The 26596-nt window shown below is 69.0% G+C and carries 21 protein-coding genes and 2 pseudogenes; 7 read left to right on the top strand and 16 right to left on the bottom strand.

Annotation, left to right across the window (positions count from 1 at the left end; translation table 11 throughout):
• Positions 1-125: 125 nt before the first annotated feature.
• Complete coding sequence (locus LRG10_RS02905) at positions 126-2147, top strand: YgiQ family radical SAM protein (RefSeq protein WP_238634682.1); 2022 nt, start codon at positions 126-128, stop codon at positions 2145-2147.
• Between the two features lie 30 nt (positions 2148-2177).
• Here the strand turns inward: LRG10_RS02905 and glgA are convergent, their stop codons facing one another.
• Both glgA and glgB read right to left on the bottom strand, forming a co-directional pair.
• Positions 2178-3611, bottom strand: a complete 1434-nt coding sequence (glgA, locus tag LRG10_RS02900; RefSeq protein WP_238634681.1) for a glycogen synthase GlgA — start codon at positions 3609-3611, stop codon at positions 2178-2180.
• A complete protein-coding gene (gene glgB / locus LRG10_RS02895) occupies positions 3608-5797 on the bottom strand; it encodes a 1,4-alpha-glucan branching protein GlgB (protein WP_238633456.1) in 2190 nt (729 codons plus the stop codon). Before glgB ends, glgA begins: the two co-directional genes overlap by 4 nt.
• Positions 5798-5923: 126 nt before the next feature.
• Between glgB and glgC the strand changes: the two genes are divergently transcribed.
• Genes glgC through malQ form a run of 3 tightly spaced genes read left to right on the top strand, consistent with a single transcriptional unit; the run spans position 5924 to position 10402 of the window.
• Entirely contained in the window at positions 5924-7189 is a 1266-nt protein-coding gene (gene glgC / locus LRG10_RS02890; protein ID WP_238634680.1) for a glucose-1-phosphate adenylyltransferase, read from the top strand.
• Positions 7190-7247: 58 nt separating this feature from the next.
• Entirely contained in the window at positions 7248-8912 is a 1665-nt protein-coding gene (locus LRG10_RS02885; protein ID WP_370641507.1) for a glycoside hydrolase, read from the top strand.
• Entirely contained in the window at positions 8909-10402 is a 1494-nt protein-coding gene (malQ, locus tag LRG10_RS02880) for a 4-alpha-glucanotransferase (RefSeq protein ID WP_238634679.1), read from the top strand. Before LRG10_RS02885 ends, malQ begins: the two co-directional genes overlap by 4 nt.
• Positions 10403-10416: 14 nt before the next feature.
• Here malQ and glgP read toward each other — a convergent pair whose 3' ends face one another.
• Positions 10417-12972, bottom strand: coding sequence for an alpha-glucan family phosphorylase (gene glgP, locus LRG10_RS02875; protein ID WP_238634678.1), 2556 nt, complete (start codon positions 12970-12972; stop codon positions 10417-10419).
• 137 nt (positions 12973-13109) lie between these two features.
• The gene (locus LRG10_RS02870; RefSeq protein WP_201170011.1) at positions 13110-13319 is read right to left on the bottom strand and encodes a cold-shock protein; all 210 of its coding nucleotides are present in this window, start codon (positions 13317-13319) and stop codon (positions 13110-13112) included.
• Positions 13320-13543: 224 nt separating this feature from the next.
• Between LRG10_RS02870 and LRG10_RS02865 the strand changes: the two genes are divergently transcribed.
• The 3 genes from LRG10_RS02865 to LRG10_RS02855 all read left to right on the top strand — a co-directional run bounded on the left by LRG10_RS02865 (position 13544) and on the right by LRG10_RS02855 (position 15040).
• Positions 13544-13912, top strand: a complete 369-nt coding sequence (locus LRG10_RS02865; protein WP_201170014.1) for a phasin family protein — start codon at positions 13544-13546, stop codon at positions 13910-13912.
• 106 nt (positions 13913-14018) lie between these two features.
• Positions 14019-14372: a metalloregulator ArsR/SmtB family transcription factor gene (locus tag LRG10_RS02860; RefSeq protein ID WP_201170016.1), complete on the top strand. Its 354-nt coding sequence runs from the start codon at positions 14019-14021 to the stop codon at positions 14370-14372.
• The gene (locus tag LRG10_RS02855; RefSeq protein ID WP_201170019.1) at positions 14369-15040 is read left to right on the top strand and encodes an alpha/beta hydrolase; all 672 of its coding nucleotides are present in this window, start codon (positions 14369-14371) and stop codon (positions 15038-15040) included. The genes LRG10_RS02860 and LRG10_RS02855 overlap by 4 nt, the downstream gene beginning before the upstream one ends.
• A 16-nt stretch (positions 15041-15056) precedes the next feature.
• Here the strand turns inward: LRG10_RS02855 and LRG10_RS02850 are convergent, their stop codons facing one another.
• The 12 genes and pseudogenes from LRG10_RS02850 to LRG10_RS02800 all read right to left on the bottom strand — a co-directional run bounded on the left by LRG10_RS02850 (position 15057) and on the right by LRG10_RS02800 (position 26427).
• A complete protein-coding gene (locus tag LRG10_RS02850; protein ID WP_201170021.1) occupies positions 15057-15443 on the bottom strand; it encodes a DUF3775 domain-containing protein in 387 nt (128 codons plus the stop codon).
• Between the two features lie 80 nt (positions 15444-15523).
• Positions 15524-16153: a 7-carboxy-7-deazaguanine synthase gene (gene queE, locus LRG10_RS02845; RefSeq protein WP_238633617.1), complete on the bottom strand. Its 630-nt coding sequence runs from the start codon at positions 16151-16153 to the stop codon at positions 15524-15526.
• Positions 16154-16156: 3 nt separating this feature from the next.
• A pseudogene (locus LRG10_RS13155) lies at positions 16157-16492 on the bottom strand (6-pyruvoyl tetrahydropterin synthase family protein); the annotation flags it as partial.
• Positions 16493-16510: 18 nt separating this feature from the next.
• Positions 16511-16834 (bottom strand): annotated as a pseudogene (locus LRG10_RS13150) (6-pyruvoyl tetrahydropterin synthase family protein); the annotation flags it as partial.
• Between the two features lie 328 nt (positions 16835-17162).
• Positions 17163-18326: an alkaline phosphatase family protein gene (locus LRG10_RS02835; protein WP_238634676.1), complete on the bottom strand. Its 1164-nt coding sequence runs from the start codon at positions 18324-18326 to the stop codon at positions 17163-17165.
• Positions 18319-19632: a GAF domain-containing hybrid sensor histidine kinase/response regulator gene (locus LRG10_RS02830; protein ID WP_238634675.1), complete on the bottom strand. Its 1314-nt coding sequence runs from the start codon at positions 19630-19632 to the stop codon at positions 18319-18321. The genes LRG10_RS02835 and LRG10_RS02830 overlap by 8 nt, the downstream gene beginning before the upstream one ends.
• Before the next feature lie 48 nt (positions 19633-19680).
• Positions 19681-20622: a glucokinase gene (locus LRG10_RS02825; protein ID WP_201170032.1), complete on the bottom strand. Its 942-nt coding sequence runs from the start codon at positions 20620-20622 to the stop codon at positions 19681-19683.
• The gene (locus LRG10_RS02820) at positions 20619-21989 is read right to left on the bottom strand and encodes a trehalose-6-phosphate synthase (protein ID WP_201170034.1); all 1371 of its coding nucleotides are present in this window, start codon (positions 21987-21989) and stop codon (positions 20619-20621) included. The genes LRG10_RS02825 and LRG10_RS02820 overlap by 4 nt, the downstream gene beginning before the upstream one ends.
• Positions 21986-23773, bottom strand: a complete 1788-nt coding sequence (locus LRG10_RS02815; protein ID WP_201170036.1) for a glycoside hydrolase family 15 protein — start codon at positions 23771-23773, stop codon at positions 21986-21988. The genes LRG10_RS02820 and LRG10_RS02815 overlap by 4 nt, the downstream gene beginning before the upstream one ends.
• Positions 23774-23816: 43 nt before the next feature.
• On the bottom strand, positions 23817-24413 hold the full coding sequence (locus LRG10_RS02810; protein ID WP_201170038.1) for a carboxymuconolactone decarboxylase family protein: 597 nt from the start codon (positions 24411-24413) through the stop codon (positions 23817-23819).
• Entirely contained in the window at positions 24404-24844 is a 441-nt protein-coding gene (locus LRG10_RS02805; RefSeq protein WP_201170310.1) for a GIY-YIG nuclease family protein, read from the bottom strand. Before LRG10_RS02805 ends, LRG10_RS02810 begins: the two co-directional genes overlap by 10 nt.
• A 14-nt stretch (positions 24845-24858) precedes the next feature.
• Positions 24859-26427 (bottom strand): PAS domain-containing hybrid sensor histidine kinase/response regulator, encoded by a 1569-nt coding sequence (locus LRG10_RS02800; RefSeq protein WP_201241419.1) that lies wholly within the window; start codon positions 26425-26427, stop codon positions 24859-24861.
• Positions 26428-26596 lie beyond the last annotated feature (169 nt).

Below are 26596 nucleotides of genomic sequence, written 5' to 3'. Positions count from 1 at the left end.
CACATGGACTCCGGGGCGATGATTCGAGCCCGACACCCTAGCGCCGCCCCGGGATCCGCTCAAGTTGCGGCCGCGGCACACAAAACGTCCATGACGCGCCCCGCTGCGCCGGTTACCATGACGGCGTGAACGACTCGAAGCCCCCCGCACTGTTCTCCTACCGCCCCTACTGGGCGGCCCGCTTCGGCGTAGCGCCGTTTCTGCCCATGTCCCGGCGAGAAATGGGCGAGTTGGGCTGGGACAGCTGCGACATCATCCTGGTCACCGGCGACGCCTACGTCGATCACCCGAGCTTCGGCATGGCCATCATCGGCCGTCTGCTCGAGGCCCAGGGCTTCCGCGTGGGTATTATCGCCCAGCCCGACTGGCGCGACACCACCGACTTCCAGGCCCTGGGGGCACCGAACCTCTTCTTTGGCGTCACCGCCGGCAACATGGACTCCATGGTCAACCGGTACACCGCCGATGGTCGGCGCCGCAGCAACGACGCCTACAGCCCCGATGACGAGGGCGGACGCCGCCCCGACCGGGCCACCATCGTCTACAGCCAGCGCCTGCGCCAGGCCTACCGCGACACGCCGATCCTCCTGGGCGGGATCGAGGCCAGCCTGCGCCGCCTGGCCCACTACGACTACTGGTCCGACAAGGTCCGGCGCTCGGTGCTGCTCGACGCCAAGGCCGACCTGCTGCTCTACGGCAACGCGGAACGGGCCCTGGTCGAGGTCGCCCACCGCATCGCCGCCGGCGAGCCGCCGCAGCGGATCCGCGACGTGCGCGGCATCGCTTACGCCCGCCCCGCTCCCGGCCCCGCGGAGGACGACCCGGCCGACCAGCAGGGCGTGCTGCGGCTGCCGGACTGGGAGAGCGTGCGCCGGGACGCGGATCGTTTTGCCGAGCTGGCACGCATCACCCGCCAGGAGACCAACCCGCACAACGCCCGGACCCTGGTGCAGGCCCACGGCGATCAGGAGGTCTGGATCACGCCGCCTCCGCTGCCGCTGAGCACCGAGGAGCTGGACACCCTCTACGAACTGCCCTACCAGCGGGGGCCGCACCCAGACTACGCCGGACGCCGGATCCCCGCCTGGGAGATGATCCGCTTCTCGGTGAGCATCATGCGCGGCTGCTTCGGCGGCTGCAGCTTCTGCTCGATCACGGAGCACGAGGGGCGGCTGATCCAGTCCCGCTCCCGGGAGTCGATCCTGCGCGAGATCGACGAGATCGCCGAGCGCACCGAGGGCTTTACCGGGGTCATCTCGGATCTCGGCGGCCCCAGTGCCAACATGTACCGCATGGGCTGCAAGGACCCGCAGGCCGAGGCCCATTGCCGGCGCATGTCGTGCCTCTACCCCCGCATCTGCCGCAACCTTGACACCGATCACGAGCCGCTGATCGACCTCTACCGCCAGGCCCGGCAACGCCCCGGCGTGAAGAAGGTCCTGGTGGCCTCGGGCGTGCGCTACGACCTGGCCATCCACTCCAAGGCTTACGTGCGGGAGCTGGTCAGCCACCACGTCGGCGGCTACCTGAAGATCGCGCCGGAGCACACGGAGCCCGGGCCCCTGGGGCGGATGCTCAAACCGGGCATGGACACCTACGATCGCTTCAAGGCGCTGTTTGAGGACTACAGCCGGCGGGCGGGCAAGGAGCAGTACCTAATCCCGTACTTCATCGCCGCCCACCCGGGCACCACGGACGAGGACATGCTGCAGCTGGCCCTGTGGCTCAAGCGCAACGGCTTCCGGCCCAACCAGGTGCAGGCCTTCCTGCCCACGCCCATGGCGCTGGCCACCGCCATGTATCACAGCGGCCGCGACCCGCTGCGCCGGGTCGGGCCGGAGGGCGGCGCCCCGGTGCACACCGCCCGGGGTCTGCGCACGCGTCGGCTCCACAAGGCCTTCCTGCGTTACCACGACCCGGAGAACTGGCCGCTGCTGCGCCAGGCCCTGCAGCGCATGGGCCGCGCGGACCTGATCGGCAACAGCAAACGTCACCTGGTGCCCGCCCACCAGCCGCCGGGCACCGGATCCGCCGGCGAGGGGCGACGGACCCCGACGGGCAAGCACCCCCGCCGGCAGACGCCGCCCGCGGGCGCCCCCCCGGCCCGGCAGCGAAAGGGCCGGGGGCGGGGCAGGCGCCAGCGCTAATCCGCGGGCGCTGACCCGGCGGAGCGGTCGTCATCCCCGCTCTGCCCCCAGCTCGCGATACAGATCCCGATACGCCCGCGCCGAGGCCTCCCACGAGTAGCTCCCGGCCATGCCGCGGGCCTGGATGGCGTGCCAAGCCGACCGATCCCGCCAGTGCGCCAAGGCCCGCTCCACCGCCTCGGCCAGGGCGGCGCCCTCCGCCGCAGCCAGGTGGAAACCGTTACCGCTCTGGGGGTGGGCATCCACGTCCACGACCGTATCCGCCAGCCCGCCGGTGGGGTGGACCACCGGCGGCGTCCCGTAGCGCAGGGAGTAGAGCTGGTTGAGCCCGCACGGCTCAAAGCGCGAGGGCATCAGAAACAGATCACTGCCGGCCTCGATCTGGTGGGCGAGCGCCTCATCGTAGCCGATCACCACCCCGACCTGCCCCGGATATTGTTCGGCCGCGGCACGCAGCGCGGCCTCCAGCCTATGATCCCCCGAGCCGAGAAGGGCCAGCCGCGCGCCGCTGGCCAGCAGACGCGGCAACGCCGCCAGGATCAGGTCCACACCCTTTTGCTCCACCAGCCGACCGACGAAACCGAGCACGGGCCCGTCGCCCTCCGCCAGGCCAACGGCCCGTGCCACGGCCCCGCGATTGGCCCACCGGGCCGGGTCGTCCGGTTCGGCGTAGCGGGCGGCCAGATGGGGGTCACGCCCCGGGTCCCAGGTCTCGGTATCGATGCCGTTGACGATGCCGAACAGCCGGTCCCGCCGGTGGTGGAGGAGCCCCTCCAGCCCCCAGCCAAAGGCCGGGGTCTGGATCTCGCGAGCGTAGGTTGGGCTGACCGTCACCAGGGCGTCGGCGAAGACCAGCGAGCCCTTGATAAAGGCCAGCTGGCCGAAAAACTCCAACCCCTCGGGGTGCCAGAGCTCGGCTGGCAGCCCGAGCCGGGGATAGAGTTCCGCCGGAAAGAGCCCGCGGTAGGCCAGATTGTGGATACCGAACACGGTGGCCGGCCGCTCGCTGCGCTCGCGCAGGAACACCGGGGCCAACGCGGTCTGCCAGTCGTTGCCGTGGAGCACGTCGGCGCGCCAGTCCAGCAAATCCCCCGCTGCCAGAGCCGCAGCCACCTGCGACAGACGGCAGAACCGCCAATGATTGTCCGGCCAGGCATCGCCCCCAGCCGTGGCGTAGGGACCGCCGACGCGTGCGAACAGCGGCGGATCGTCGAGCAGCCAGACCCCAACCCCGGTGCCAGGCAGCCGCCCTTCAATCAGCGCCACATCCCCGTCGGCCCACGGCACCTGACGCCGGCGGACCGTGCCCTCCAGCTGCTCGGCGGCACCCGGATAGGCGGGCATCAACAGGCGTACGTCGCAATCGAGCTCAGCCAGCCCCCGGGTCAGGCCGAAAGCCACGTCGCCCAAGCCCCCGGTCTTGGCCAGCGGCCAAGCCTCGGCGGTGGCGAACAGGATCCTCACGCACCCTCCCCGACCAGCACCAGGCCGGCCAGCGGCGGCAGGGTCAGCACCACCGAATACGGGTGGCCGCTCCACGGCACCGGCTCGGCGATCACGCCACCGGCGTTGCCCACATCCGAGCCGCCGTAGAGGGCCGAATCGGTGTTCATCCGCTCCGCCCAGTACCCAGCGACCGGCACGCCCAGCCGATAGCCGTGGCGTGGCACCGGCGTGAAGTTGAGAACCACCATTGCCCGCTCGCCGGCGTCACCGCAGCGCAGGTAACTGAGCACCGACTGCTCGGCGTCGTGGCAGTCCACCCAGGCGAAGCCCGCCTCGGAGAAGTCGTGCCGGTGCAGCGCCGGCTCGCCCCGGTAGAGCCCGTTGAGATCGCCGATCAGGCGCTGCACGCCGGCGTGGCGTGGATCGGATAGGGCCGCCCAGTCCACCGTAGAATCGGCATCCCATTCGCTGCGCTGGCCGATCTCGCAGCCCATGAACAGCAGCTTTTTGCCCGGATAGGTGAACTGGTAGGCGTAGAGCAGGCGCAGGTTGGCCAGGCGCTGCCAGTCGTCGCCGGGCATGCGGTCAAGCAGGCTGCCCTTGCCGTGGACCACCTCGTCGTGACTGAACGGCAGGACGAAGTTCTCGGTGAAGGCGTAGAGCAGACCAAAGGTCAGCTGGTCGTGGTGGTAGCGGCGGTGGACGGGGTCCTCGCCGAGGTAGGTCAGGGTGTCGTGCATCCAGCCCATGTTCCACTTCATGGTGAACCCCAGCCCACCGAGGTAGGTCGGGCGCGTGACCTGCGGCCAAGAGGTGGACTCCTCCGCGATGATGCAGGTCCCAGGCTGCTCGCCGTGGGTAACGGTGTTGACCTCGCGCAGGAAGGCGATGGCCTCCAGGTTCTCGTTGCCGCCGTGGACGTTCGCCACCCAGTCACCGTCCTCGCGGGAGTAGTCCAGATAGAGCATGGAGGCCACTGCGTCGACGCGCAGCCCATCCAGATGGTAGGCCTCGAGCCAGTACAGGGCGCTGGAGAGCAGGAAACTGCGCACCTCGTTGCGGCCGAAGTTGAAGATCAGCGTCCCCCAGTCGCGGTGCTCCCCCTGGCGGGGATCGGCGTGCTCGTAGAGCGGCGTACCGTCGAAGCGGGCCAGCGCCCAGGCGTCCCGCGGGAAGTGGGCGGGCACCCAGTCCAGGATCACTCCGATGCCGTGGCGGTGGCAGTAGTCAATGAAGTAGCGGAAATCATCCGGGCCGCCGAAGCGGCTGGTCGGGGCAAAGTAGCCGGTGGTCTGGTAGCCCCAAGAGTCGTCCAGCGGGTGCTCGGTGATCGGCAGCAGCTCGATGTGGGTAAACCCAGTGCGCTGGACGTACGCGACCAGCTCGTGGGCAAGGGTGCGGTAGTCGAGGAAACCGCCCTGCGCATCGCGCTGCCAGGAGCCAAGGTGGACCTCGTAGATCGACCAGGGCGCCTGCTGCCAGGCGCTGCCCTCCCGGCGCCGGCGCTCCATCCACTCGCCGTCCTCCCAGGCGTAGGCCTCCGGCGGCTCGACCACGGCGGCCGTTTCGGGCCTTTGCTGGTAACGCCGGGCACAGGGGTCGGTCTTGAGCATGGGGCCACAACCGCCGTGACCGCGTAACTCGAACTTGTACAACGCCCCCGGCTCCAGCCCGGGGATAAACAGCTCCCACACCCCGGCCTCGAGGCGCAACCGCATGGGGTGAAGACGCCCGTCCCAGCGGTTGAAGTCGCCCACCACGCTGACCCGCTCGGCGTTGGGCGCCCAGACGGCAAAGGCCACGCCCGCCACCCCCTCCACCGTGGTGCAGTGCGCGCCTAGAAAGCGCTGGGCGTGCCAGTGCCGCCCCTCGGCGTAGAGGTGCAGATCGAACTCGGAGAGCACCGGCGGGAAGCTGTAGGGGTCGTAGGTGCTGCGCCAGCTCCCGCCAGCGTCGCGCCAGCAGAAGACGTACGGCGCCTGCAGGGCGGCGGGCAGCGGCGCCTCGAAGAAGTCGGTACCCGCGATACGGGGCACCGCGGTGCCGTCCTTGAAGGTTACCTCCACGGCTTCCGGGTGGTAGATCCGCACCCGGCGCTCGGCGCCGTGGGGCCCGCCGAGGTAGGCGAAGGGGTCGGCGTGACGGCCCTCCGCGATACGCTGCCGGTCGTCACCCCCGGCATCCTTCTGAATGGATCGATTCACGCGCACACCCCGCTCGCCGGCTTCAATGGACCCTGCCGGAAGGGGCGCTGGCACGCAATACCCTGTCGATCGCCGGAAAAGCCGTCCATACTGCCCTTCAGGCCTCTGTCACCAGGAAGATCCGACGTGTTATCCCATCGCTCTCCCCGTTTCGTCAGCCGCCTGACCCGAGACACCCTGGCCCTGATCCTCGCCGGCGGCCGCGGCACGCGGCTGCGCGAGCTCACCCAGTGGCGTGCCAAACCGGCGGTTCCGTTCGGCGGCAAGTTCCGCATCATCGACTTCCCCCTGTCCAACTGCATTAATTCCGGCGTGCGGCGCATTGGCGTACTCACCCAGTACAAGGCCCACTCCCTGATCCGGCACATCCGTCAGGGCTGGAGCTCGCTGAGCAGCGACTTCGGCGAGTTCGTCGAACTGCTGCCAGCCCAGCAGCGCATCGCCGACTCCTGGTACCAAGGCACGGCCGATGCGGTTTATCAGAGCCTGGACATCGTCCGGCTGCACGATCCCGACTACGTCCTGATCCTCGCCGGCGACCACATCTACAAGATGGACTACGGGCCGCTGCTTGCCTACCACGTGGAGAGCGGCGCCGACGTCACCGTCAGTTGCCTCGAGGTCCCCATCGAGGAAGCCAGCGCCTTCGGCGTCATGGGCATCGATGACGACAGCCGGGTGGTTCGCTTCGACGAGAAGCCGGCCAACCCCACGCCGATCCCCGGCCGCGACGACCGTGCGCTGGCCTCCATGGGGGTCTACGTCTTCAACCGGAACTTCCTCTTCCGAACCCTCGGGGCGGACGCCCGCAGCGGCTCGGAGCATGACTTCGGCAAGGACATCATCCCGCAGCTGATCGACCAGGCCCGAGTCATGGCCTACCCCTTCCGGGAGCCGACCACCGGGGACCAGGCGTACTGGCGGGACGTAGGAACCATCGACGCCTTCTGGCGGACCAACCTTGAGCTGATCGACGTCACCCCGGAGCTCAACCTCTATGACCGCAAGTGGCCGATCTGGACCTTCCAGGAGCAGCTGCCCCCGGCCAAGTTCGTCTTCGACGAGGAGGGCCGCCGCGGCACCGTAGTCGACTCCATGGTCTCCGGCGGGTGCATCATCTCCGGGGCGCGGCTACGGCGCTCGCTACTGTTCTCGTCGGTGATCGTCGATGAACGCACCCGGGTTGAGGACTCGGTGATCCTCCCCGAGGCCCATATCGAGCCCGACTGTCGGATCCGCAACGCGGTGATCGACAAGTACTGCCACATCCAGGCGGGGACCGTGATCGGCGAAGATCCCGAGGAGGACGCGCGGCGCTTTACGGTCAGCCCCAGCGGTGTTGTCCTCGTCACCCCGGAAATGCTCGGCCAGGAGATCCACGTTGTCTATTGATGCCAGCGACCCGAACGCGACAGAGACCCAGCCCGTGCGCGTGGTGCTGTGCTGGCACATGCACCAGCCGAGCTACCTCGACCCCGGCACCGGCGACTACCTACTACCTTGGACCTACCTGCACGGGATCAAGGACTACGCCGACATGGCCGCCCACCTCGAGGCCAACCCGGCGGCGCGCGCAGTGGTCAACTTCTCCCCGGTTCTCCTCGAGCAGCTGGAGGACTACAGCCGCCAGATCGCCGGCTTCCTGGAAAGCGGCGAACGGCTGCGCGACCCCCTGCTGCGCGCCCTGGCCATGCCCACCCTGCCGGTCAACGAGCACGAGCGGCGCCGCCTGGTCGAGCAGTGCCAGCGCATCAACCGCCAGCGGCTAGCGGACCCGTTCCCGGCATTCCGGCACCTGCTCGAGATCGCCGAGATGGTCAGCGCCCACCCGGCGAGCATGCGCTACCTCAGCGACGCCTTCTTGGTGGATCTGATCACCTGGTACCACCTGGGCTGGATGGGCGAGACCGTCCGCCGCGGCGAGCCGCGGGTCCAGCGGCTGATCGACCAGGGCAAGGGCTTTACCCTCCACGACCGACGCGAACTGCTCGGCGTAATCGGCGAGCTGCTCGCCGGCCTGCCCCACCGCTACCGCCACCTGGCCGAGACCGGGCGGGTCGAGCTGTCGATGACCCCCTATGGGCACCCCATCCTGCCACTGCTCCAGGATCTGCAGTGCGCCCGCGAGTCCTGGCCCGAGAGTTCCATGCCGGTGGTCGACCGCTATCCCGGCGGCGAGGACCGGGCGCGCTGGCACCTCGAGCAGGGCATACGGCGCTTTGAGCACACCTTCGGCCACCGGCCGCGGGGGTGCTGGCCGTCGGAGGGGGCGATCAGCCAGGCCACCCTGAGGCTACTGCAGGAGTTCGGATTCCGCTGGGCGGCCAGCGGCGGCGCGGTCCTGGACAACAGCCTCGGCCCGGAGGGCACCGGCAACGGCCAGTGGCACCGGGCCTACGCCCTCGACGCCGAGGGCGACAGCGGCGACGGAACCCGCTGCTTCTTCCGCGACGACGGGCTGTCCGACGCCATCGGCTTCGAGTTCTCCGACTGGCACGGCGACGACGCCGTCGCCAATCTAATCAGCCGCATGGAGGCCATCGCCGCCGGCTGCGAGGCACCGGAACAGACGGTCATCCCGATCATCATGGACGGCGAGAACGCCTGGGAGCACTACCCCGCCAACGGTTTCCATTTTCTCAACGGCCTGTATCAGCGGCTCGGCGATCACCCGGGACTGGTGCTGACCACCTTCGCCGAGGCGGCCGAGGAACTCGAGCCGCGCCCCCTGTCACGACTGGTGGCCGGCAGCTGGGTCTACGGCACCCTCTCCACCTGGATCGGCGAGGTGGACAAGGATCGGGCCTGGGAGCTGCTTGCCGAGGCCAAGCAGGCGTTCGATCAGCGTATCGGCGCGCTCGACGAAGCCGCCCGGGAACGCGCCGAGGCGCAGCTGGCCATCTGCGAGAGTTCGGACTGGTTCTGGTGGTTCGGCGACTACAACCCCGCCGACGTGATCCGCGACTTCGACCACCTCTATCGGATCCAACTCGCCGCGCTGTACCACGCCCTGGGCCAGGAGCCGCCGGAGCACCTGAGCCACGCCTTCGCGCGCCAGGGCCGGGGCTCGCCCGAGCGCGGCGGCGTGATGCGCCACGGACGCGCCGAGCCGTGAGCGGCGCGGAGCTGGCCGAGCGGCGCCGGGCTGGGGTGCTGGTTCACCTCAGCGCCCTGCCTGGGCCCGCAGGCAACGGCGACCTGGGGCAGCACGCCTACCGCTTCGTGGACTGGCTGGCGGCAAGCGGCTTCACCATCTGGCAGATGCTGCCGCTCGGCCCCACCCACGACGACCTCAGCCCCTACCAGGGGTTGTCGGTTCACGCGGGCGAGCCGTGCTACATCGACCTAAACGCACTGGCCGAGCGGGGGTGGCTGACGCCGGAGGAGCTTCACCCCCCAGAGACCGGAGACGATCCTGTCGCGCTGCGGGCCTGGCGCCGCTCCTGCCTGCACCGCGCCCACCAGCGGCTGCGCGAACAAGGTGACGCACCGACCGAGGCGCAGATCGACGCCTTCCGGCGCGAGCAGGGCCACTGGCTGGAGGACTACGCCCTCTACGCCGCCCTGCGCGAGGAGCACGGCGACGCGGCCTGGTGGACGTGGCCCGCCGCCGAGCGGGACCGCGAACCGGCGGCGCTGGAGGCAGCCACCCACCGGCTGGCCGGGCGGATCGACCGCCACATCTTTGAACAGTACCTCTTCTTCAGCCAGTGGCAGGCGTTGCGCGACTACGCCGCCGAGCGCGGTGTCCAGTTCTTCGGCGACGTCCCCATTTTCGTCGCCCACGACAGCGCCGATACCTGGGCCCACCGGCGGTACTTCCGACTCGACGACGAGGGGCATGCGGCCCTCGTCGCCGGCGTGCCACCGGACTATTTCTCCGCCGAGGGCCAGCGCTGGGGCAACCCGCTCTACGACTGGCAGCGCCTGCAGGGCGACGGCTTCGCGTGGTGGCTCCAGCGGCTGGCCACCCAGCTGGCCCTGTTCGACTTCGTGCGCATCGATCACTTCCGGGGGCTGAGCGCCTGCTGGGCGATCCCGGCCGAGGCGCCCACCGCCCGGGACGGATACTGGGAGGCAGCCCCCGGGGACGCCCTACTCGAGGCGGTGGAGGAGCGCTTCGGTCGGGTCCCGCTGGTGGCCGAGGATCTGGGCGTGATCACCGAGGACGTGGAGCGGCTCCGCGAGCGCTTCGCCCTGCCGGGGATGAAGGTGCTGCACTTCGCCTTCGACAGCGACGCCGCCAACCCCTACCTACCCCACCAGCACCACCGGCACTGCGTCGTCTACACCGGTACCCACGACAACGACACCACCCTGGGCTGGTACGCCGACCTACCGGAGGCGACGGCGCAGCGGCTCCACGCCTACCTGGGCCACCCCGGCGAACCGATGCCGTGGCCGCTGATCCGGGCAGCGCTGGCGTCGGTGGCGGGACTGGCCGTGATCCCGTTGCAGGATCTGCTGGCGCTGGGCGGCGAGCACCGCATGAACGTGCCCGGGGTTGCCGAGGGCAACTGGCGCTGGCGTTTTGAATGGGAGTGGCTGCCCGACCCCCTGGCCGGGCAGCTGCGCGCCCTCAACGAACTCTACGGCCGGCTCTAGGCGGCGGTCGCCGCCTAGAGCCAGCGCATCCGCCCCAGCTCCAGCGGGTGACCGAGCAGCGGGTGGCTCGGGTACATGCAGATACGGAAGTACTGCAAGCCGTTGAGGCGGGGTTGAATGTCCAGGGAGAACAGCGGATCCCCGTCGTCATCACCGCCAGTGGGCGAGAACACGAAACGCTGGGTCTGGCCCGGATCCCGGGGGTGGGGCACCGGGCTGAAGCGGCACTCGACGGTGACATCATCGGCACCCAGCCCGTTGAGCTGCGCCTTCACCCGCAGACGCAGCGGCTCTCCGTGGCGCAGGGCGTCCGGGGCCTCGTCGATCAGCTCCAGGGCCGTCCCGTCCCAGCAGGCCCGCACATGCTCCTTCCAGGCGGCCAGACCAGCGGCGCCGGCCAACTCCTCGTCGGTCAGGCGCCGATGATGTCGGGCGGCCGGGCCATAGAGATCGCGCACATAGTCCATCACCATGCGCTGCGCATTGAACCGGGGCAGCGTACTGCGCATCGAGGCCTTGGACATCTGCACCCAGCCGGCCGAGTAGCCGCGCTCACCGCAATCGAAGTAGAGCGGCGCCACCTCACCGGCAAGGGTATCGAGCAGGTCGCGGGCCTCCTCGCCGTCACGGTACTCCGGATCGAAGCCCGGCGCGTGGGGGTAGATCGCCCAGCCGTTGTCCCCGGCGTAGCCCTCATCCCACCAGCCATCCAGAACCGAGAGATTGACCACCCCGTTGATGGCCGCCTTCTGACCGGAGGTGCCGCACGCCTCCAGGGGGTACTCCGGATTGTTCAGCCACACGTCGACACCGGTCACCAGCTTGCGCGCCAGCGCCATGTCGTAGTTCTCCAGCAGCAGAAGCCGCCCGATCAGATCGGGATCGAGGGTCAGCTCGTGGATCCGCCGAATCATCTCCTGGCCCTGCTCATCGTGCGGGTGGGCCTTGCCGGCGAAGATCAGGATCATCGGCCGCTCGGGATCGTTGAGCAGCTGCTTGAGACGCTCGAGGTCGCGGAAGATCAGCAGAGCGCGCTTGTAGGTGGCAAAGCGGCGGGCAAAACCGAGCACGAGGACATCGGCCTCGGGGTCGCGGATGAAGCGGGTCATGCGCCGGATCATCGCCTCGGCCATGCCGTTGCGCTTGCACCGCGCCTCGACCCGGGCACAGACGTCGCGGAGCATCTGCGACTTCAGGCTCTGGCGCATGCTCCAGTAGCGGTGATCGGGCAGCTCGTCGACCACGCTCCAGAACGCCTCGTTGCTCAGCTCGCTGCGCCAGGCCGGCCAGCGCTGATCGAAGAGATTGCCCCACTCCTGGGCCAGGAAGGTCGGCACGTGCACGCCGTTGGTGATGGCGTGGATGGGGTTCTCCTGAGCCGGCACATCAGGCCAGATGCGCGCCTCCATCTCCGAGGCCACGCGGCCGTGGATTCGGCTGACCCCGTTGTGGAAGCGCGATCCGCGCAGGGCCAGGCTGGTCATGTTGAAACCCGGCTGCTCAGCCCGCCCGTTGCCCAGCGCCAGCAGGGCATCGATATCGAGCCCGGAGTCCCCGAGCGCAGCCCCCAGGTATTCGCGGACCATCTCCGGATCGAAGATGTCGTGACCCGCCGCCACCGGCGTGTGCGTCGTAAACACCGAGCCCCCGGCGACGGCCTCCATCGCCGTGACGAAATCGACGCCGGCCGCCACCCACTCGCGGCAGCGCTCGACGAGCTGGAAGGCCGAGTGCCCCTCGTTCAAGTGCCAGACCGTCGGCGCCACGCCAAGCTTGCGCAGCGCCCGTACGCCCCCGATGCCGAGGCAGAGCTCCTGCTTGATGCGCATCTCGGTGCCGCCGCCGTAGAGCTGATAGGTGATCGAGCGATCCTCGGGGGTGTTCTCGGGCACATCGCTGTCGAGCATGTACAGACGCACGTGGCCGGCCCGCACCGACCAGATGCGCAGCTGCACCGATCGTCCGGGGAAGTCGACAGCCACCCGCAGCTCCTCGCCGTCACCATCCTGGCGTGGGTAGGCGGGCAGCTGCGCCACCTCGGTGGGCACGTAGTGCGCCACCTGGCGCCCTTCGTGATCGATGCTCTGGATGAAGTAGCCCTGGCGATAGAGCAACCCGACCGCGATCAGCGGCACGCGCAGATCGCTGGCCGCCTTGCAGTGGTCACCGGCGAGGATGCCGAGGCCGCCAGAGTAAAGGGGCAGGCTCTCGTGCAGGCCGAACTCGGCGCAGAAGTAGGCCATCAGGTCCTGGTCCGGATCCAGGTGCGGGGCAACCTCCGGCGACGTGTCCTGCTCCAGATAGGTGTCGTAGGCGGAAAGGGTCCGGTTGTAGTCTTCCAGGAAGGTCGGGTCCTCGGCGGCACGCTCTAACGCCTCCTGGGGAACCCGGCGCAGGAAAACCTTGGGGTTGTGGCCGCTGGCCTCCCAGCACTCGGGGTCAATCTGGTAGAACAGCCCCCGGACTCGCCGGTCCCAGGAATAGTAGAGGTCATCGACCAGCTCGCGCAGGCGGGCGAGTGACGGCGGAAGGCAGGGGTGGACTTCCAGGGTGAAGACGCGTTCGGACATGGGTGGGGCAACTCCCTCTGTGGACCCCTCTGTTTAGCACATGTCGCCGGGGCGCACACGCACGTCCCACAACGAGAAAGGCCCGCCAGGGGCGGGCCTTTCTCTCAATGGCAGCTTACTGCCGCTCTGGCGGCGGTTTAAAGCGCTGCGACGTCCTCGGCCTGCAGGCCCTTGGGGCTGCGGGTCACGCTGAACTCGACCGCTTGACCCTCGTCCAGGGAGCGGAAACCGTCGCCCCGGATGGCACGGAAGTGGACGAACACGTCTTCACCCCCCTCGCGGCTGATGAAGCCGTAGCCCTTGGCGTTGTCGAACCACTTAACCGTACCTTGTTGACGCTCTGACATCTCAAACAACCTCTGTATTAATCATCGTGACGCGACCTCCATGAGGACCAGGGTCAGGTCTTGCTGTCGGTCGCACCCCATATATTGGCACAAGTTGGGGGCCTCGCAACCTGCCACCCACGAGTTTTTTTCAACCGATTTTGTTGCGACGCAACATGGCCACTGCTATGCTGCATGGCAACAATCGAGACAAAGCCCGGAACGGCGCGAAAGGAGCGGTGGCAATGATGAACTACCAAGAGATGATCAAGCAGATGCAGACCCAGTTCGGGCCCTATGCCGAGCCCTTCCACGGTGTGAACAGCAAGATGCTCGAGCACTGGGAGAAGATGACCGATTACCAGCTGGACATGGCCCGGCGCTACACCGACGCCACCCTCGGCAACCTGCGCGAGGCAAGCGAGGTCCAGTCGCCGGAGCAGCTGCAGAACTACCTGCAGAAGAGCGTGGAGGCGGCCCGCGAGACCTCGGACAGCCTCGCCAAGGACGCCCGGACTCTGGCCCAGCTCAGCCAGGCGATGACCGAGGACCTGCAGCAGTCGGTCCGCGAGAGCACCAGTAGCCTGGCCGCGAAGACCACCAAGGCCGCGTGAGCGGACGCTAAGACGGCGCCACGCGCCGCCTCTGTCGGGCAGAGGCGGCGCGTGGCGCCGTAGCTATTCGCTTGAACGAATACCGCGCGCCCCCTACCCTGAGCGCATGCCCCTGACGCCCGACCACCTGTTCCGACTCTTCGGCGACCCCACGCGGCTGCGTTGCCTGCTTCTGCTGCGCCGCGAGGGCTGGTTGTGCGTCTGCGAGCTCACTGAAGCACTGGGCATTATTCAGCCCAAGATCTCCCGCCATCTAGCCATGCTCCGCGAGGCCGGGCTGGTCGAGTGTCGACGCCGCGGGCAGTGGGTCCACTACCGCATCAGCCCCGAGCAGCCTCCGTGGGTGGCGCCGATCCTCGACGCCGCCGTCCAGGCCAGCGACGCCCTGGCCTGGCACCAGGAGGATCGTGAACGGCTGGAGCGTATGGCCAACCGAGTCACCACCAAGGATCAAGCATGAACGAGACCTCCCTGCTCGAGTGCGTGGAGAAGCGCACCGGCGAGAACGTTTCCGCCAGCATCATCTGGCTCCACGGCCTGGGCGCCGACGGCCACGACTTCGCGCCCATCGTCGATGAACTCCGCCAGAGCGCCGGTTACGGCGTGCGCTTGATCTTCCCCCACGCCCCGGTCCAGCCGGTCACGGTCAACGGCGGCATGTCCATGCCGGCGTGGTACGACATCCGGGGCCTTGGCGGCGGCGGCATCGATGAGGATACGCCGGGGCTCGAGCGAGCACGACTGCAGATCGAGGCGCTGATGCGCCGGGAGGTGGAACGCGGCACCCCCGCCGAGCGCCTGTTCCTCGCAGGCTTCTCGCAGGGCGCCGCCACCGCCCTCTACACGGCGCTCAACTCGTCAACCCCGCCGGCCGGGGTCATTGCGCTTTCGGGCTGGTTGCCGAGCGCCACGGAGACCGGCCACGACGGGGCACGGGCCCCGGTCTTCATGGCCCACGGGACGCAGGATCCGATCGTTCCCATCGAACTCGGCCGCCAGGCGGCTGCCGAGCTGGAGGCCGCAGGCCATCCCGTGGAGTGGCACGATTTCCCTATGGAGCACGCGGTCTGCATGCCCGAGATCCAGCGCCTGGACACCTGGCTATCGAACCGGCTCGGGCGGTCGTAGCCGGCCCGCGCGGCCTTCAGTCGTCACACTCGAAACCGAAGGCATCCAGTCCCTCTTCCAGGTAGTCGGCCGCCAGCGGCGTAGCGAGGATATAGTCAGCGGTCCGCGGGTTCCACGCCGACTTCGCCTCGCTGCGCGCCTCCGTCCACTCGCTGGCATCGAAATCGCCGCGTCCGATCCACATCAGCGCCACGACCTCGGCCTGCTCCGCCGGCTCCATGTCCTCGAAGGTGGCACGCAGCTCTTGCACGCTCAGGTCATCGGCGTGGTCGGCAAGGACCTGAAGCGCCCAGTCGTCCTCGGGGCCATCCGGCGAGTCGGGGATGACCACCGCCTCCTTAGCCTGGAACTCCCGGCACTTGCGGATGATAAAGCAGACAGTATCCAGACTGACCTCGAACATGACCTTTCCCCTCGCCAGAGGCGGACCTGAGGGTCCACGTTGCCTGGGTCCCCGGCCGAGCGCAAGCGGCGCCCCGAGGGCTACGGGATACCCAGGTCTTTGTGGATCTGCATGCTCAGCCACCACTGCGGGTGCGCACGGCAGTAGTCCAGTGCCGCACGGGTATGCGCATCGCGCTGGGCATCGTCCAAGGGCTGGAGATAGAAGTGGCGGAATGCCAGGTGGGCGTAGCGCTCCGGCTCTGCTCCGGGCTGCGGATAGATCAGCTTGAGTTCGTCACCGGCGGTGACCGCCAGCTCGGTCCCTGCTTTGGGGCTAACGCAAAGCCAGTCCACGCCCGGCGCCAGGGGCAAGGTGCCGTTGGTCTCCACGGCCACCTCAAACCCCCGGGCGTGCAGGGCTGCCAGCAGGTCCGCGTCGAGCTGTAACGCCGGTTCACCGCCGGTGCAAACGACATAGGGCGCACCGCCATCGGGCCACTGCGCCGCCACCGCCGCGGCCAGCTCCCCGGCGTCACCGAAACGCCCCCCGCCGGGACCGCCGGTACCCACGAACTCGGTATCGCAGAACCTGCAGACGGCCGTCGCTCGATCGGGCTCCCGGCCGCTCCACAGGTTGCAGCCGGCAAAACGCACAAAGACAGCCGGCCGGCCGCTTCGCCCTCCTTCGCCCTGCAGGGTATAGAACAGACTGTGGACGGCGTAGCTCACGGCTCAATCCGGCCAGGCGATGGCCCCGACGCCGTCGCGCTCGTAGCAGTCCACGCGGTGGAGTTCCGGCAGCCGCTGGTGCGCGGAGCGCGCCACCCAGGCGGCCAGACTGGCCACGTCCCCGGCCTCGAGACCGGCGATCGCGTCCAGGCGCTGGTGGTCCAGCGCCTGGCGCACAGGCGCGAAGGCCGCCTTGACGTCGCCGTAGTCCAACGTCCAGCCGAGCACGCGGTCCAGCGGGGCAGTGACATGGACCCGCAGCCGATAGCCGTGCCCGTGCAACCGGCCGCGTCGATTTCCGGGCCCCGAAACGCAGGTGGCGGCCTCAAAACGCTGGGCCTTCCAGATGGTGTGCTGCTCGCCGTCGTAGGTGCAGCCAGAGTGCTCCGTCTCATGGACATGCAATCGGGTAAGCCCGGGGCAGCGGGGACGGAGCTGCTCCCAGAGCCAGACGGCAATGAGTTCACTGGTGGGGTTGTCCAGGAAGTCGTTCAGGCAGGCGCGGTCCAGGGCCTCGCCCAGCGGCGCCCACGCCGCCCCCAGCCCCTCAGCATCGGCGCCGGTGGCCTCGAGCACCACCAGGTACCCGTGCCCGTGCATGCGCCCGCACGGGTGGCCTTCGGGGACGTAGGGCAGCCGATGGGCCGCCTCGAACCGGAAGGCCCGCCACGCCCAGTCCACCTCACCGCGGCCGACGCCGCGATCCGGGGCACTGCGCAGCGCCAGCCGCCGCGGGGTCACGCCAGCGGTGCGCAAGCACCGGCCGAGCTCGTCGAGCAGCCGGTCGTCAGCGGGATCCTCGAGGCGCTCGTTGAGGAGCGTGTAGTCAAATGGCGCCGTCACGCGGGCGCACGCATCGGCCAGCGCGTCCGGATCGGCGGCACCACCATCGGGCGCCGCCCGCACACGCAGCCGGAAGGAGTGGCCGTGCCAGCCCCGGCCAACGCGTCGCGCGGCCTCGAAGGGCACCTCGGCGGTGTAGAGCAGGGATTCCATCCTGCTGATGCTATCACGGCCGTGCGGCAATCAGCGGCACCCACTGCTCACTGGCCGAGGCGCCACCGTGCACGCCCACCTGGGCGAAACGGCCCTCACCCACCAGCCGATCCTTGATCACCCAGCCGTCCGCAGGCAACAACACCCAGTCGCCGATCCTCCGGCGCAACCGGGGGTGCTCGGGCATCGGACCGAACCAACCGGCTGCAAGCAGCTCTTCGGCCCGGGCGACCTGGCAGACGGCCCCCAGGCGCTCCCGACAATAGAGCTGGAAGTCGGTCTCGGTGCCGGGACGCAGGTAGCAGTAAGCCGCCCGCGGCTCGCCGCACAGCGGCAGGGCCAGCATCTCGGCGAGTTCCGGATGGTCCTCGAGGTAGAGGGTCCGCTCGGGGGCGGTGTCGATCAGGCCGTGATCGGCCGTGGCCAGCACCACGGTATCGGTACCCTGGACCCCGTCGAGCAGTCGCTGCCAGGCGATATCGATGGAGCGAAACTGATCGCGCACCGGCGCACTGTCGACCCCGTGCTGATGGCTCAGCGTATCCAGATCCGGCCAGTAGGCGTAGACGAATCGGCGCTGCCGGCCGGGCTCGCGGGCGATCCGCACGAGCACCTCGCGCAGCTCGTCCAGCCCCTGATAACCGTGGCGCCGGGCATAGCGTCCCGTGACCCCGCGGCTGTACGGCGTATCGACCAGCCAAGAGGGCTGGACGACGTGCGTCTCGGCCTCGAAGCGATCCCAGATCGGGTCGCGCTGAAGCAACTCGGCGCTTTCCGGCTCGATACCGGACCACTGCCCCTTGCCCACCCGCGGCCCGAAAGGCAGCCAGGCGGTGACGGCGCCGAGCTCGTGGACGTACATGAACCAGCCTGTGACCCCGTGCCCCCGCGGTGGGCGGCCGGTAATGATACTGGTCAGCGCCGCCGAGGTGGTGGCCGGGAAAACCGAGGTCAGCCCCCGAACCCGGTCTCGGGCCAGTGTGCTGGCCGGCTGTCGGGCCAGGAAGTGGTCGCCGAGGCCGTCGATAATCCAGAGGATCACCGTGCGGGCATCCTCCAGCCCCAGGTCCGGATCGGGGTCGAGGGCTGGATAGTGGCTCGACCCGGCCGCGAATGCGCGACCCAGGGAGGCCATCAGGTTGACCAGCCCGCTGCCCTCGTAGCTCGGCTTATCCATCGCCGGAAACCTCGCTCTCCGCAGGGAAACAGGGCAGTTCGACCCAGAAGACCGACCCGACCCCGGGCTCGCTGGAGAAGCCTAGCTCTCCGCCCATCTGCTCAACCAGGCGGCGAGTCACCACCAGGCCGATTCCGGTCCCCTCCACCTCCGAGGATTCCAGGCCCAGGCGATTGAAGGGGTAGAAGACCTCGCGCTGGCGCTCCTCAGGGATGCCGACCCCGGTGTCCCGCACCCGGAACCGGATCCGGTTGGCGGCGGACGCTTCGACCTCGAGGTCCACCCGCCCCTGCGGCCGGTTGTACTTCACGGCATTGCTGAGCAGGTTGAACAGCACCTGCCGGATGCGCTGTGGATCGGCCCGGATCGTTGCCGGGGCATCAGCGGCCTGCTGCACCGACAGGTGCACCCCAGCATCGGCGGCCAGGGGACCGAGCAGCTCGACGCACTGATCAACCAGCGACCCCGGCGCCACCCACTCCGGCTGCAGCTGCACCCGACCGGCCTCAACCCGGGAGAGATCGAGGATGTCGTCGATCAGCGACAGCAAGTGCCGACCACCCCCGAGGATCTGCTCGACGTAGCCGGCCTGGCGCTCGGAGAGCGGCTCGCGCGGGTCCTGATCGAGGATCTGGGCGAAACCGAGCACGGCGTTCAGCGGCGTGCGCAGTTCGTGGCTCATGCTTGAGAGGAACTGGCTCTTGGCCCGATTACCCCGCTCGGCCTCCTCGCGGGCCTGCTGCAGTTCGAGGTTGGCGCGGCGCAGCTCGGTGGCCGCCCGCTCGGCGCGCGCCCGCTCTTGATCGAGGCGCTGGTTGGCCCGGCGCAGCTCGAACTCGTCCACCACCATGGCCGCCAGCTCCTGCAGGGTCTCCAGCTCGGCGCCGGAGAGGGTCCGCGGCCGGCGATCCCCGAGGCATAGGGTGCCGATCCGCGCGCCGCCATCGACGACCAGCGGCACCCCGGCGTAAAAGCGCAGGTGCGGGGGCCCGGTAACCAGCGGATGGTCCGCGTAGTACGGATCCCGGTGGCTGTCAGTGACCACCAGCGGATCCCCGGTCTCGATCACGCAGTTGCAGAAGGCGATCTCGCGCGGCGTCTCCGTCAGCTCCAGCCCGCGAGCCGCCTTGAACCATTGCCGCTCGCGCTCGACCAGCGAGATGAAAGCGATGGGCACCTCGAAGACCCTTGCGCACAAGCCCACCAGCCGGTCAAAGGCCACCTCGGGGCCGCTTTCACCGCCTTGGTACCGCGCCAGGGCCTCGAGGCGGTGCGCCTCGTCCGCCGGGATGCGGGATGATGCCATGGTCAGAAGGCCTCGCCTGCCAGCCGCATGCCTGAATCCACTCGGGTCTCAAGGGTACCGCAAGTCATCCAGCCACGCGCGCAGCCCGAGCAGCGCAGCTGCCGCCGGATCGTCGATGCGCCAAACCGGCACCGGCTCGAGGTAGCTACGGAAGCGCCCTTTGGCCAGGAAGCGCTCGAGCAACGGCGAGTCGGCTAGCCGCGAGGCACTCAACCGCGGCAGGATCCCGCCGGCGAGGAACACACCTGCGCGCGCACCCAGGGTGAGCGCGAGGTTGCCGGCGGTCCCGCCGAGCAGGGCGAGGAAACGGTCGATGGTCTCCCGGGCCGCCGGGTCGGCCTCGCCGTCGGCGGCAGTAATGGCCTCCGGGGCCGCCTCGACCCCGTGGAGCACCCGGTGCAGCCGGCTCAACCCGGGCCCACTGAGCACCGCCTCGGCGGAGACGTGGCCGAGTTCCCCGCGCAAGGCACCGAGCAACGTTGCCTCGGTCTCGTCGGCGGCGGCGAGGGTGACGTGGCCGCCCTCGCCGGCGATCACCCCCCAGCCCCGGACGGCCGGCACCAGCCCGGAGACGCCCAGGCCCGTGCCCGGCCCAAGCACCGCCATCGCCCCACCCGACGCCGGCGTACCGGATCGCAGCACAGTGCAGTGCGCCGCCGGATCCAGTTCGGGCAGAGCGCGGGCCAGCGCCTGGTAGTCGTTAACCAGCTCGGCACGAGCCGCCCCGGTACGGCACGCCAGCTCGCCGACCTCGAGCTGCCAGCCGAGGTTGGTCAGCCGAACCTCCCCCTGAGCCACGGGTCCGGCCACTGCCGCCGCCACCCACCAGTCTTCGTCGGCGTGCCCGGTGCGGTGGCGCTGCAGCGCCTCGCTGGGGCCGGCGAGATCGCGATTGCGGTACTGCGTGACCGGCCCCGGGGGTTCGCCCGGAACCGCCTCCGCCACGCGGGTATGCGTACCGCCGATGTCGGCCAGCAGGTAACGGGTCACAGCGCCTCCGAACTCCTTGCGCGGTGAGCATCGTGCAGGGCCTGGATGAACTCCGTCCGCCAGCGGTGGATATCCTGCCGGCGCAGGGCCTCGATCATCTGCTGCCAGCGCTCGCGTCGCTCACCCAGCGGCATGGTCAGCGCCTGGTGCATAGCATCGACCATCTGGTCCACATCGTAGGGATTGACCAGCACCGCGCCATCCAACTCCTGCGCCGCGCCCGCATAGCGCGAGAGCACAAGGGCACCCGGATCACCGGGATCCTGAGCGGCGACGAACTCCTTCGCCACCAGGTTCATGCCGTCGCGCATCGGGGTGATCAGCCCGACATCGCTGCGCGCCAGAAAGCCAAGGATGTTCGAGCGGTGGAAGCCGCGGTTGAGGTAGCGCAGCGGCACCCAGTCGTACTCCGCGAAACGACCATTGATGTGGCCGGCCAGGTACTCCAGGTGCTGGCGGATCTCCTCGTACTCGGGCACATCCCCGCGTGAGACGGGGGCGATCTGCAGGAAGACCACATCCCCGCGCTGCTCGCTGTGCTGCTCGAGCAGGGCCTCGTAGGCCTCGAACCGGTTGCGCAGGCCCTTGCTGTAGTCGAGCCGGTCGACCCCGATCATCAGCCGCCGATCGCGCAGACTCTGCTGCAGCCGCCGCCCCTGCTGGGAGTTGTAACCCCGCTGGGCCTCGCGGGCTACCTGATCGACATCGATGCTGATGGGGAAGACCTCGGCCCGGGGGCGCGGGAGCTGCGGGCGGTAATGCGCCAGGCAGTCGAAGAAGTTGTCCCGGTCGATGGCTGTCTGGAACCCCACCAGGTCGTAGCGGCACAGGGACTCAAGCAGACGCTCGTGGCCCGGTAGAGCGCGGTAGACATCCCAGGGCGGGAAGGGGGTGTGCAGGAAGAAGCCGATGGGCGCCTCGACGCCCTGTTCGCGCAGCAACTGCCCGAGCGGGATGAAGTGGTAGTCATGGACCCAGATAACCTCGTCGCCCTCAAGCAGCGGCGGTAGGTGCTCGGCGAACAGCCGGTTCACCTCCCAGTAGCCCTCGACGCGCTCCCGGCGGCAGTGCACGAAGGACATGCGGTAGTGGAACAGCGGCCACAGCACCTGGTTGGCGTACCCCAGGTAGTACCGGTTGTATTCACTGCGACTCAGACGCAGGGTGGCGTAACGCACCCCGTTGGCGGTCTGCACGCGCGGCTGGCGCAACCCGTCGATGCGCTCGTCGACGCCGCCGTCCCAGCCGAACCAGATCCCGCCAGACTCCTCCAGCGCCGAGCGCAGGCCGACAGCGAGCCCACCCTGGGCCGCCTGCAGCTGGCTGGGCAGGGCCACACGGTTGGAAACGGTCACCAGTCGACTCACAGCGGTTCCTCCCAAGTACGACTCAGGCGCATGGCCGAGTTAATGAGTCCGACCATGCTGTAGGTCTGCGGGAAGTTGCCCCAGAGTTCTCCAGTGTACGGGTCGATATCCTCCGAGAGCAGACCGACGTGATTGCGGCACTCGAGCAGGCGCTCGAACAGCGCGCGGGCCTCCGCGTCACGCCCGACCGCGGCCAGGGCATCGATATACCAGAAGGTGCAGGTGGTGAAGGCCGTGTGCGGCTTGCCGAAGTCGTCCTCGTGGACGTAGCGGAACAGGAAGTCGCCGTGGCGCAGCTCCTGCTCCACGGCGCGCACGGTTCCGGCCAGACGCGGGTCGCCCGCGCGCAGGAAACCCCATTCGTAGAGCAGCATCAGACTGGCGTCGAGATCCTGGCCGCCGAAGCTGGCCATGTAGCTGTTGCGCTGCTCGTTCCAGGCCTCGGTGCGGATGGTGGCTGCCATCTCGTCGGCGCGGCGGCGCCAGTAGTCGGCCCGCTCCATCAGCCCCAGTTTAGCGGCGATAGCGCGCAGGTTGCGGGCAGCCGCCCAGCAGATTGCCGCCGAGAAAGTGTGCACCTTCTCAAAACCGCGGAACTCCCAGGGGCCGGCATCCGGCTCGCGGTAGACGGCCACGGCCTGCTCGCCGAGCTGCTCAAGGCGACGGAACAGCGCTTCATCGCCGCGGCGGCGCAGGCGCTCATCGAAGAACAGGTGCGCCGTGGCCAGGATCACCGAGCCGTAGACGTCGTTCTGCTGCTGCTCGTAGGCCTGGTTGCCGATGCGGACCGGGCCCATCTCCCGGTATCCGGGCAACCCGTAGGCGATGGTCTCGAAGAGATCATCGCGGCCGTTGATGCGATACACCGGGCGCAGGGAGCGACCCTCGATACCGGCGGTGGTGTTGATGATGAAGCGCACGTAGTGCTCCATCGTCTTGGTCGCCCCCAGCCGGTTGAGGGCGTTGATCACGAAGTACGCGTCACGCAGCCAGCAGTACCGGTAGTCCCAGTTGCGACCGGTATCCGGCGCCTCGGGGACCGAGGTGGTCACCGCGGCGATCACCGCACCGGTGTCCTCGTAGGTGTTGAGCTTAAGCGTGATCGCGGCGCGGATCACCGCCTCCTGCCACTCGAAGGGGATGGCCAGGTTGCGCACCCACTCCTGCCAATAGATGCAGGTGTGCTCATAGAACTGGTAGCCCGTCTCATGGGGCGACTGGGGCAGCGTCTCGTCGGGACCGAACACGAGCGTCAGGTCGTCCTCGAGGATGAACGGGGTCTCATCCTGGATCGCGGTCAGCGAGGCGTCGGTGGTCAGGCGCAGGACTTGGCCCGGGCCGACGTAGCGCACGTGATTGCTGCCCTGGGTGACGCTGGGCAACGCCCGACCATGATCGAACACCGGCCGCACCACCAGCCGAATCAGGGGCGAACCGGCCACCCGGCGCACCTGGCGGATCAACTCCACCGGGCGGAAGGTTCGTCCGAACTGCTCGAAGCGCGGGGCGAAGTCGGTCACCTCCACCACCCCGCCCTGATGATCGTAGAGCCGCGTCACCACGATGGCGGTGTTCCGCTCGTACCACTGCTCGGTGCGCGCCAACCCCTCGAGTTCGATGGCGAACCGCCCCGCCCCGGCGCCGGCGGCCGGATCGCCGAGCAGGGAGCAGAACACCGGATCGCCGTCGAAGCGGGGCATACAGGCCCAGGTGATCTCGGCCTGGCGGTTGACCAGCGCGGCAAAGGCGCAGTTGCCAATCAGGGCTTGCTCCAGCGTGCTCACGGGACCTCCTCGTCACTCGGATCCACACCTTTCGGAGGATACCCTACTCGCCCCGGGCCGGGTTCGCCTCCCGGGCCACCGCCTCGCCACGCTCGTTGACGCTCAGCACGCACAGCCCCTGGGGCGGGACATCGAGGGCATTGTTGAACTTGGTGGTCATGTTGTGGAAGGCCACCAGCCCGGTGAGTTCGATCAGGGCCTCATCATCCAGATGGCGCTTCACCGCCCCGACCACGTCGGCGCTGACCGGGGTGTCGCTGCGCGTGACCGCCTCGACGTAGCCGAGCACCACCCGCTCCCGGCTGGTGAAACCCTCCCCCTCGGCCCAATCGGCGACCGCACGGATCTTCTCCCAGGGCACACCCTGTCGTTGGAGGCTGTGGGCGCTCTGATCAACCGTGAAAGGGCATTCGTTGAGCTGCCCCACGCGCAGCCCCACCAACCCGCGCAGACCGGGCTCGAGGTCGGCGCGCCGGCGCTCGAACGCCGCCCCGAGGAGCATCAGCGGCGCCAGCAACCGGGGCCGGCGCGCCCACAGGCGGATCGGTTCGGACACCGAGCCGGCGCGCCGCCGCTGCCACCAGAACCAAGGGCGCAGGTACCAGGGGTAAGCGCTCAGGGGCATGGGATCTACGTACATGGGTGTCCTCTTTCCGGGGATTGCGGGTGCTGCCGGAGGCTATCGGCGCCGCCACTCGCAGCGTCCGGCACAGGCGCCGCGCCGAGCCAGCGCAGGTGGCTACCACAGCCGGCCACGCAGTCGCTAGCGCCGAAGCCCGACACCACCACGATACCGCCATTGCGGCGGTTGCGCCGACACTCCGGCTCGGCGTGCCGGGTGACCGACACCACGATGACGCGCCGGTCGCCGGTCAGGTAGTCCAGGTGCCAGCGCCGCGGTTTGTCCCGGCGCAGGTGCCGGGCGATCCGGGCATCCATGTTGCGCCGCGCGCTGCCCGTGTAGACCCACCAGCCGGCGGGGAATCCCACCATCCCGAGCCGGCCCACTCTGACCCGCATCGCCTCGGTAAGGAACAGCGTCAGGCAGTAGGTGGTGGCGTCCTGTTGCACCCCTGTTCCCACGGCTAGCGACTCAGCCGGACCTCGCGGATCAGCGCATCGAGCTGCTCCAGCTCGAAAGGCTTGACGATATAGTCGTTGAACCCCTCGTCCAGGGCTCGGCGACGGACCTCGTCGCTGGCATCGGCGCTGACCGCCACCAGCGGTGTCTCGTGCAGCGCCGGATCGGCGCGCAGCTGCCGGGCCAAGGCAAAGCCGTCGGTATCCGGCAGGTGCATGTCGAGCAGGATCAGATCCGGCCGCTTGCGCTTGGCCATCTCCAGCCCGGTGCCTCCGTCGTAGGCCTCGAGCAGCTCCACGCCCCGGCGCTTGGCCACCAAACCGCTGAGCAGCAGCATGTTGACCCGATTGTCCTCCACCGCCAGCACACGCAGGGGCGGATCATCGGCGCGCTCATCCAGCAACTGCGGGTCGAGGCTCGGCGTGTGGTGCCGATCCCAGCCCTCACCGTCGATGCCGGGCAGGCTCAGCCGGAAGCGGGAGCCCTGATCCGGTGCGCTCTCGACCAAATGCAGATCACCGCCCATCAGGCGGCTGAGCCGCAGCGCCAGCGGTAGCCCGATCCCCACGCCCTCGATGCTTCCCGTCTCGCGCCCGAGCCGGTCGAAGGTCTCGAAGAGCCCCTCGCGGCGCTCCGGATCAATCCCCAGCCCCGTGTCGGCCACGTCGACCCACACCTGCCCGGCCTCGTCGCATCCGTAGCTGAGGACCACCGATCCGCCCTCACGGTTGTACTTGATGGCGTTGGTCAGCAGGTTCAGCACCACCTGCTTGAGCCGCAGCCGGTCCGCCCAGACACACACCCCGCTGGAGCGCCCGGAACCCTCCAGGCGCAGGCTGACGCCGTGGTCGGCGGCCTGATCACGCACCAGGCGCAGACCCTCCTGCAGCAGATCGGAGACGCGCACCGTCTCCGGCGTCAGTGACGCCCGGCCGGCCTCGATCCGCGCCAGATCCAGGATGTCGCCGACCAGATCACGCAGGTGCCAGCCGGCACTGAGGATGTGGCGCAGGTATTCGCTGCGGGTGGCGGCATCGAGCTCATCGTCGGCATAGAGCAGCTGCGCGAAGCCGACGATGGCGTTGAGCGGGGTGCGCAGCTCGTGGCTCATCGCCGAGAGGAACTCCGACTTGGCCCGGTCCGTGCGCTCGGCCGCCACCCGCGCCTCGGCGTGCTCGGACTCGCGCGCCTTATAATCCTCGATATCGAGCAGGGCGCCGGCCACCGCGGTCATCCGGCCGGCGGCATCGCGCACCGGCGTCCCGGTCGCGCGCAGCCAGCGCTGCTCCCCGCCGGCAACCCGGGCTTGGAACTCGACATCGTAGGCGGTGCCGTCATCGATGCACCGGCGATAGGCCTCCTGCAACCGCTCGCGATGCTCGAGGGCATAGTGGTCCAGCCCCTCGCGGGCCGGCCGCGGGGCGTCGTCGGTCAAGCCGAAGAGGGCCCGGGCGCGCGGACACAGCTCGATGCACTCGGTCTGCAGGTCGATACGCCATACGCCCAAGCCCACCGACTCGGCGGCCAGGGTAAGTAAGTCGTCCGGGTCGGACTCGGCATTCAATCTGGGCAAACGTCCACCCTCAGCAGTGCAGGAACCAGCGGCCCACGGCCCTGCGGGGACCGATTCCCCACGGGATCACTGTAGCCCCGGAGCAGCGGTTGGCCCAACCCCGACCGCGCCCACAGGGAAGTGACTCCACCAACGAAAGACCGTACTCTGGATCATACATTGGTTCAGG

Source organism: Halorhodospira sp. 9628, assembly GCF_022228075.1.
Taxonomy (GTDB): domain Bacteria; phylum Pseudomonadota; class Gammaproteobacteria; order Nitrococcales; family Halorhodospiraceae; genus Halorhodospira; species Halorhodospira halophila_A.
This window is presented reverse-complemented; position numbering and strand designations above follow the sequence as displayed.

Coding starts and splice junctions, on each gene's coding strand:
- LRG10_RS02885 (WP_370641507.1), top strand. CDS start 7,248: ATGCACCAGCCGAGCTACCTCGACCCCGGCACCGGCGACTACCTACTA.
- glgP (WP_238634678.1), bottom strand. CDS start 12,972: ATGTCCGAACGCGTCTTCACCCTGGAAGTCCACCCCTGCCTTCCGCCG.
- LRG10_RS02870 (WP_201170011.1), bottom strand. CDS start 13,319: ATGTCAGAGCGTCAACAAGGTACGGTTAAGTGGTTCGACAACGCCAAG.
- LRG10_RS02865 (WP_201170014.1), top strand. CDS start 13,544: ATGATGAACTACCAAGAGATGATCAAGCAGATGCAGACCCAGTTCGGG.
- LRG10_RS02860 (WP_201170016.1), top strand. CDS start 14,019: ATGCCCCTGACGCCCGACCACCTGTTCCGACTCTTCGGCGACCCCACG.
- LRG10_RS02855 (WP_201170019.1), top strand. CDS start 14,369: ATGAACGAGACCTCCCTGCTCGAGTGCGTGGAGAAGCGCACCGGCGAG.
- LRG10_RS02850 (WP_201170021.1), bottom strand. CDS start 15,443: ATGTTCGAGGTCAGTCTGGATACTGTCTGCTTTATCATCCGCAAGTGC.
- LRG10_RS02835 (WP_238634676.1), bottom strand. CDS start 18,326: ATGGATAAGCCGAGCTACGAGGGCAGCGGGCTGGTCAACCTGATGGCC.
- LRG10_RS02830 (WP_238634675.1), bottom strand. CDS start 19,632: ATGGCATCATCCCGCATCCCGGCGGACGAGGCGCACCGCCTCGAGGCC.
- LRG10_RS02810 (WP_201170038.1), bottom strand. CDS start 24,413: ATGTACGTAGATCCCATGCCCCTGAGCGCTTACCCCTGGTACCTGCGC.